The organism is Azoarcus sp. TTM-91, from assembly GCF_012911025.1.
Classification (GTDB): Bacteria; Pseudomonadota; Gammaproteobacteria; order Burkholderiales; family Rhodocyclaceae; genus Azoarcus.
This window is the reverse complement of record NZ_WUEI01000179.1, coordinates 1-5883: the sequence shown is the minus strand read 5'-3', so window position 1 is coordinate 5883 and position 5883 is coordinate 1. Positions and strand designations below refer to the sequence as shown.

At 66.6% G+C, this 5883-nt stretch carries 3 protein-coding genes; 1 reads left to right on the top strand and 2 read right to left on the bottom strand.

Features of this window, described 5'->3' with window-relative positions; all coding sequences use genetic code 11:
* Positions 1-923, bottom strand: a 923-nt coding sequence (locus tag GRF61_RS22960) for a hypothetical protein (RefSeq protein WP_211166155.1), incomplete at its 3' end; no start/stop codon positions are given.
* 648 nt (positions 924-1571) lie between these two features.
* Positions 1572-2321 (bottom strand): M48 family metallopeptidase, encoded by a 750-nt coding sequence (locus GRF61_RS22955; protein WP_169152943.1) that lies wholly within the window; start codon positions 2319-2321, stop codon positions 1572-1574.
* A gap of 272 nt (positions 2322-2593) precedes the next feature.
* On the opposite strand from GRF61_RS22955, the gene GRF61_RS22950 reads away from it, so the two are divergent.
* A complete protein-coding gene (locus tag GRF61_RS22950) occupies positions 2594-5851 on the top strand; it encodes a DEAD/DEAH box helicase (protein WP_169152942.1) in 3258 nt (1085 codons plus the stop codon).
* The last annotated feature ends 32 nt before the right edge of the window (positions 5852-5883 follow it).

The window sequence follows — 5883 nt, the reverse complement described above, 5'->3', positions numbered from 1 at the left end:
CCGCCCACCCGCACCCAGCCGCCTTCGCGCATCCAGATGTCGGCAACACCATCGTCGTCCGGATCGCTGTCCGGCAGCTGGAGTTCGCCATTGAAGTGCACCTGGCCGGCCACCTCGATCTCGCTCAGGCCGAACAGATCGCCGCTGATGGTGCCGGCGTCCCACAGGAGTTTCACGTTGCCGGCCAATGGATTGACGTCTATCGCCTCGTCGGCGGAGAGGATGTCGCCGCTGTTCCGGATCACCAGCGTGCCCGCGGAGCCTTCATTGCCGACGGTGAAGGCGGTGACGCGGATCGCCGCGTCGTCTGCCCGGATCAGGCCGGTGTTGACGATGTGGGCCGGGGAGGCGGCGAAGTGCGCGTTCTCCACCCATAGAGCAACAGCACCTTCACCGTAAGCAGCCAGAGAGCCATGGTTCTCTATGCCGCCCAGGCTCATTTCAGCCCATCCGCCAATATCCACAGCGGCCGCACCTGCTCCAGCGGCCTGAACTTCGATATGTCCGTAATTGATGAACTTTCCGAGGATCTCGCCACTGTCAATCAGCATTCCCCAAGCGCCATCGTCATACTCGAGTGCTACTGCATCCTCGATGCGGATGCTGCCGGTAGCCGCATGGATCAGGTCCCCTTCGACCCGAAGGAACTCCAGGTCTGCCCCAGACATGTCATTGCCTCTCGCACTGATGACTGCATCGAGAACCAGCCCCTGCTTGAAAACGACATCGGTGAAGCGGATTGGCGAGTTGTCTGAATCCTGGTTGCTATAGCTCCCGATGACTCGAACCTGTTCCTCGTATGTCTCGTACCAACTGTTGATGCGGTTGTCGTTATCCAGAACCAGTGTCTGCGCCGACACCGGCAATGCCATTGTCGACAGGGCCAGCGCCAGAACCTTCTTGCGATGCTTCAGGTACGCCATCTCTTTGCTTTCCTCTTCGAACAAACCCGGCCTTCCCCGAAGCGCACAAGGCACACGCGCACAGCGCGGCAAAGGCTGGACGGGCGGCCTTGATCGCTTGGACGGCACTACTGAAGACGGGGACCGTGGGAGCGTCGCCCGCCGGGTGGCGGACAACGAGAAATATTCACTTACATTAATGACGAAAAATTATCATTCGACATAAGCATATATGTCAATGCGCTTACATCGGCAAAGTGAGGAATGGCGGCGCGGAGAGGGTAGCGGCGCGGAGCCTCATCGGCTCGCCAGGCAGCCCTTCGGACGGCTCGTCGCACGAGGGAACCTGCGAACGGCGTCGAGCGGACTCTCTGGCAGAGGATGCGATGCCAACCACACGGAAGCGAAGCGAAGGAAATCGGGGCCCAGCGGCTGCGGGCAGGATTGGCGCCCTGCGCGTTCGCCCTCAGCCCGATCGCATGGATCAGCGCGGTTCCGCCAGGACCTGGAAGCGCAGGAGCGACACTCGTCGCCCCCGCCGACTGCATGCCAGACAGATGCAGGTGCTCGCGGGCTCTGGCAGACGTGGGGATTGCGACAAAAGGCGGGCTGCCGGGCGGGCCAAGTATTACCGGCCCCGGCCGACAGGAAGCCGGGGCCGTCCAGCGATCAACCCAGCTGCGTACGCATCCGCGCCGCGCGCGCCGCCGGCGCCGGGTGAGTGGACAACCAGCCACCACCGCCACCGCCGGAGAGCTTGTCCAGCTTCTCCAGCGCGCTCACCGCCGCCTGGCGGTCGTAACCGTGGCTGCGCAGGAAACCCATCGCGTAGTCATCGGCCTCGTTCTCGTTGGACTGGGAATGCTGCGACTTCACCACGTTCTCGAACAGCGCGCCGAGCTGGGAGTCGGCCAGCTTCCTGGCATCGCCGCCGCTGGCAGCCACGGCCTGGCGCAGGCCGCCGGTGGCCAGCGCCATCTGCATGCGCTTCTTGGAATGGCCGGCCTTGATGTGGCCGATCTCGTGGCCGATGACGTAGCGGACCTCGTCGTCGCTCATCATGTCCATCAGCCCGCTGTACAGCCGCACCGTGCCGTCGCCCATGGCGAAGGCGTTGACGTCCTCGGTGAGATAGACCTTGAAGTTGAGGTCCAGGCCATCATGGCTCTCCAGCCCGCGGGTGAGCTTGGCGAGACGCTTGCCATAGGGGCTGTCGGCGGCCGCGACCACGTTGCCGGCGTCCATCTCCTGGCTCATCTGGCTGTAGTAGGCGATGAGCTCGCCATCGTCCACCGTCGCCGCGTCGGTAAAGGACTTCGCGGCACCGAGCGCGCGACCGAGATCGAAGGCTGACACCGGCCCGGCCACCGAAACGCCCAGCACCAGCAGACAGTGACGCAGCATTTCTCGACGTTCCATTCCTCATTCTCCAGTTATGCCAAACGGCGGGCGCGGATTATGCCCCCAGTGTCGGCAAGACGACAAAGCCGGCACAAATGGAAACCATTTGCTTGAGGCTCAAGGCACTTTCCCGCCAGGCCGTGCGCCTCGTCCGCCGCGGGCCCGGGCAGCGAGGGAGCGGTCCGCCTGCCGCCCGCCGCAGACACCGCCCGCGTCGCACCGCCCAATAGTGCCCTTCTTGGCCCCGACAACGGCGGCTACAATCTCGCGGTTAAGCTTCCTGCACCCGCATGTCTGCCCTCGACACTTACACCGAATCCGACATCAGCGACTGGCTGGGCCAGCGCGAGGTGGACAAGGCTCGCCCCTATCTGGACGACGTCTCCAGCCTGGAACGCAACGGTGGCCTGCTGCTCGCCAAGGTGCGCGGCACTCGGCCGGCGCCCTACCGGGTGGTGGTGCAGATACGCGACGACAACTGGCGTGGCCGCTATGTGCTGTCGCAATGCACCTGTCCGGTGGGGCGCAACTGCAAGCACGCTGCTGCCGCCATGCTCGCCTGGCTGGCCCAGCGCCAGGACCCCAACCGCGCCAGCCCGGAAGTGCTGGCCTGGATCGATGCCTTCCGCCAAAGCGCTGCACCGGGCAAGGTCCGCGCCAAGCCCTCCCTCCACACCCTGCACTACGTCCTGCTCTACCGCAGCCATCTGCAGCAGTACGTAGTGACCTTCTACAAGGTACGCAACGGCCAGGACGGCAGCATTCGCGCCCATGAACCCTGGACGTCCCTGGAACGGGCGCTGGCCTCGCCCCCTAGCTTCGTCAATGAGCAGGACCTCGAGATCCTGCGTCTGCTCTGGACCCAGCGACCTCGAGGCTGGACCGCCACCGACGCCTACCCGGTCGCCGGCCGGCATGCCACGGCCGTGCTCGAACATCTGCTCAATTGCGGCCGCGCTCACGCCGAACGCATGGACAACCCGGCGCTCCACCTTGGCAGCAACCGGCCAGGACGGCTGGAGTGGGTGAGCGTGGACAAGGGCAGGGTCGCTCCGCAGCTGCAGTTCATTCCCGCCGCCGCCATTCTCAATAGCGAGCCGCCGTGGTATCTGGACAAAGAGCGCCAGGAAGCCGGCCCAGTCAGCTGTGACATTCCGCCTGCTCAGCTCGGCCAACTGCTGGCGCTGCCACCGTTGTCCCCGGTGGAAACCGAGCTGGTCGCCGGCGCCCTTGCCGAACTCGCCCCCACGCTGCCACAACCGCGTACTGCCGGCGGACCACCACTACGCCTGTCCGGCCCACCGGTGCCGGTGCTCTCGCTGGCAACGCTGCCGGTATTTGGCGCCTCCTACCGCGACTACCCGCGCGGCCCGCTCGCTGCTTTCGACTACGCCACCATCGCCTTCCGCTACGGCCCGCTCACCGTTCCCGCTGGCGACACCGCGCTCTATCACACCCTCGCCGATGGCCGCAGCGTGCGCCTGCAGCATGACGAAAAGGCGGAATCGGCCGCCCTGCAGCGCCTCAGCCGCCTGGGCTTCGCCCGCGTCCCCCCCTCCAAGCTGCATCCCCATGCCATGCCGCTACCGCCCGGCATGCAAGGGCTGGCATCCGAATCCGCCTGGCCGCACTTCGTCGCCGATGCCCTGCCCGCGCTGCAAGCCTCGGGCTGGGAAATCGACATGCCGGCGGATTTCCGCCACCGCGCGCTGGAAATCGACGACATCATCCTCGATGTGGATGAGGCCGCCGACGGCTGGCTGGACATCTCGCCCGGCATAGAGGTGCAGGGCCGCCCGGTGGCGCTGGCGCCGCTGCTGGTCGAACTCTTCGCGCTGGACACGCGCTGGCTCTCCGGTGGGCTGGAGGGGATAGACGACGGCGAGCCCGTACTGCTGCATCACGAGGAACTCGGCCGCCTGCGCCTTCCCGCCGGCCGGCTGAAACCCCTGGTGCGGGCGCTGGTCGATCTCTTCGACCAGCCCTCCACCACGCTGCGTGTCTCCCGCCTGGACGCCGGCCGCCTCGCCGCACTGGAGCTGCCCGGCCGCGGCACCGCCCTGCTGGAAGCCCTCGCCGCTCGCCTCAGCAAGGCCAGCGGCATCGTCGCGGTTCCCACGCCAACCGGCTTCCAGGCCGAGCTGCGCCCTTACCAGCAAGAAGGCCTGGCCTGGCTGCAGCACCTGCTGCGCCATGACCTCGCCGGCATCCTCGCCGACGACATGGGCCTGGGCAAAACAGCGCAGACCATCGCCCACCTGCTCACCGAGAAGAACGCCGGCCGCCTCGCCCAGCCGGCGCTGGTGGTGCTACCCACCTCGCTGGTATTCAACTGGCAGGCCGAAGCCGCGCGCTTCGCCCCCTCGCTGCGGGTGCTCGCCCTGCATGGCAACCGGCGCCAGCACCGCTTCGACCAGTTGGACGAAGCCGACATCGCCCTCACCACCTACCCACTGCTGTGGCGCGATGCCGAAGCCCTGCAGGCACGGCAATGGAGCCTGCTGATCCTGGACGAAGCGCAGACGGTGAAGAATGCCGCCAGCAAGGGCGCCCAGGTGCTGCGGCAACTGAATGCACGCCATCGCCTGGCCCTCACCGGCACGCCGCTGGAAAACCACCTGGGCGAACTCTGGGCGCAGTTCGACCTGCTGCTGCCCGGCTTCCTCGGCGACCAGAAACACTTCGCCAAGACCTGGCGCACACCGATAGAGAGGCATGGCGACGGCGTGCGCCGTGCCCTGCTCGCAGCCCGCATCAAGCCCTTCATCCTGCGCCGGCGCAAAGAGGACGTAGCGCGCGAGCTGCCCGACAAGACCGTGATCGTGCGCAGCATCGCCCTGGAAGGCGGCCAGCGCGACCTCTACGAAACCGTGCGCGCCGCCATGGACGAGAAAGTGCGCGGCGAAATCGCGGGCAAGGGCTACGCCCGCAGCCAGATCGTGATCCTCGACGCCCTGCTCAAGTTGCGCCAGGTCTGCTGCGACCCTCGGCTGTTGCAGACGCCGGCCGCCGCGCGCGTCAAGGAGCACGCCAAGCTGGACATGCTGATGTCCCTGCTGCCGGAGCTGATCGCCGAAGGACGCCGCATCCTAGTCTTCTCCCAGTTCACCCGGATGCTGGCGCTGATCGCCGCCGAGCTGGACAAGGCCAAGATAGGCTGGGTCAGCCTCACCGGCGAAACCCGCGACCGCCGCGTGCCGGTGGAAGACTTCCAGCGCGGCCGCGCGCCGGTCTTCCTCATCAGCCTCAAGGCGGGCGGCGTCGGCCTCAACCTCACCGCCGCCGACACCGTGATCCACTACGATCCCTGGTGGAATCCCGCGGCGGAAAACCAGGCCACAGACCGCGCCCACCGCATCGGCCAGGACAAGCCGGTGTTCGTGTTCAAGCTGGTCTGCGCCGGCAGCATCGAAGAGCGCATCGTCGCCCTGCAGGAACGCAAATCCGCGCTTGCCGCCAGCGTGCTGTCGGAAGATGCGGACGCGCTGGCCAAATTCGGCGAAGCGGATATCGCCGCCCTGCTGGCACCCCTGCCGCCGGACGCTTGATCAGCTCGCCCCCGCTCTGCCCGCCCCGCACC

Excerpts from the sequence above, each read along its gene's own strand:
- GRF61_RS22955 (WP_169152943.1), bottom strand. The coding sequence starts at position 2,321 with ATGGAACGTCGAGAAATGCTGCGTCACTGTCTGCTGGTGCTGGGCGTT.
- GRF61_RS22950 (WP_169152942.1), top strand. The coding sequence starts at position 2,594 with ATGTCTGCCCTCGACACTTACACCGAATCCGACATCAGCGACTGGCTG.